The organism is Kitasatospora sp. NPDC127116 (assembly GCF_042677365.1).
GTDB classification, from domain to species: domain Bacteria; phylum Actinomycetota; class Actinomycetes; order Streptomycetales; family Streptomycetaceae; genus Kitasatospora; species Kitasatospora lactacystinica.
The window spans coordinates 1-1,831 of sequence record NZ_JBHXTL010000293.1 but is presented as its reverse complement, the minus strand read 5'-3'; the positions used below and the strand labels follow the sequence as shown (position 1 = coordinate 1,831).

Genomic DNA, 1,831 nt, shown 5'->3' with positions numbered 1-1,831 from the left:
GCCTCTCACCGGGCGGTCGGGGCCTTCGCGGCGCGTGGTCGGACGCGCCGGTCAGCGGCGGTTGTAGCTCACCGTGTGGGGGGTCGCGTAGTCGCTCCCGTCGTCCACGATGATGATCTTCGGGACGATCCGGGTCTCGGCCTCCGAGGACCGCCCGTCGCCCTTCCCGGCAGCGGCCGGCCCGTCGACCGCCTTCGCCTCGGCCGTTCCCTGGGCCGTTCCCTGGGCCGTTCCGTCGGCCGCTCCCTCGGCCCCGGCCGTCCCCTCGACCGTCTCCTCGGCGGGCGGCGAGGCCGGCTTCGGCGGCACCGGGCCGGTCGCCACGGGCCCGCCGATGGCCCTGGTGGCGCTGCTGCCGACCACCGGCGTCCGCAGCACGGTCGCCGACCTCTCCCGGGCGGGGGCCTTGGCCCCGGCGGGAGCCGCGGGAGTCAGGGTCTTGCGCAGGTCGGCCACCGGGATCTCCCCGGTGTCCGCCTCCGAGTCCACCGGCGAGGCGTCGACGACCGCGTCGACGACCGCGTCCGCGACCGCCTCCCGCGGCGCGGGGGGCGCGGGCGCCGCGGCGGGCACGACGGTCCCGACGGAGTCCTGGGCGGCCCGGGCGGCCGCGACGGCGGCCGCCGCCACCTCGGGCTCGATCTGGCCGACCGCCGCCCCGGTGAGCGAGGCCAGCGTGGCCTTGATGTGGTCCAGGTGCTGCTGCACCGTCTCCAGCCGGGTGTCGAACTCGCGCTGCTCGCGCTCGCTCTCCGCGTTGATCTTCTCGGCCTCCCGGCGGGCCTGCTCGACCAGCTGGTCGGCCTTGGCCTGGGCATCCGTCTCCAGCTGCTTGATCCGGTTCAGCACCGTCTCCCGCTGCTGCTCCGCCTCCTTGACCTTGCGCTCGGCGGTCGCCGAGACCTCGGCGTCCTCGGCGTCGGCCGCGGCCTGGGCGGCGGCGAAGGTCTCGTCGGCCTTGCGGCGCCGGGCGGCCAGCTCGGCCTCGGCCTGCTCGCTGGCCTCGGCGGCGGCCACCCGCACCTTGGCGGCGTACGCGGTCGCGGTGTCCCGGGCGGAACGGCTCTCCCGGTCGGTGTCGGACCGGATGCCCTCGGCCTCGGCCCGGGTCCGCTCCTCGGTGCGGCGGGCGGCCGCGTCCGCGTCGGTACGGGTCGTGGTGCTGTACTCCTTGGCGGCGCGGTCGGCGGCCTGCCCCGCCTCGTAGACCTCGTCCCGCAGGTCCTCGGCGAAGCGCTCGGCCTTCTCCCGGACGGCGCGCGCCTCGTTCTCGGCCATCGCGGCCAGTCCGGCGGCCTGCTCGCTGAGTACCTGGTAGTCGGGTTCCGGGGCCTCCTCGGCAGTCCGGCGGATGTCGGCCAGCCGGGCCTCCATCTGCCGGATGCCGGCGCCCAGGACGCTCAACCGTTCCCACGCCTCGTCACGCTGCGCGGTGAGGGCGGCGAGGGCTCGGTCGACCTGCTCGGGCACGTAGCCACGGCGGGCCTGGGTGAAGCCGTACTGGGGGACGGCGTCGCTCATGGGCTCTTCCCCTCGTTTCGCGGGCTGCGGAGCCCATGATCGGACGGAACGGACGGATCCGGAACCGGTTCGGTGCCCCGGGCCGGATTCCGTCGTCGTGCGGACCGGAATATGTCGAGGACGAGACGAATAGACCCATCCTCTTGACCTATTTTGCGCAGATCTGGGCGAAACCCCAACGAGGCACAGCTGCGGAGACATGCCGGAGGGGGGGGGGGGGGCACCCGAAACGACCCCCCCCCCCCGCGGGGACGGGCGACGGGCGCGACAGGCGGCCCGGCCCCAACAAGAGCCACCAGCCGGCCCCCCC

1 protein-coding gene is annotated in these 1,831 nt (G+C 75.5%); it reads right to left on the bottom strand.

The features are described 5' to 3' along the window. Window positions 1-51: 51 nt before the first annotated feature. Complete coding sequence (locus ACFVHV_RS43740; RefSeq protein ID WP_380359468.1) at window positions 52-1,521, bottom strand: hypothetical protein; 1,470 nt, start codon at window positions 1,519-1,521, stop codon at window positions 52-54. Window positions 1,522-1,831: the final 310 nt, after the last annotated feature.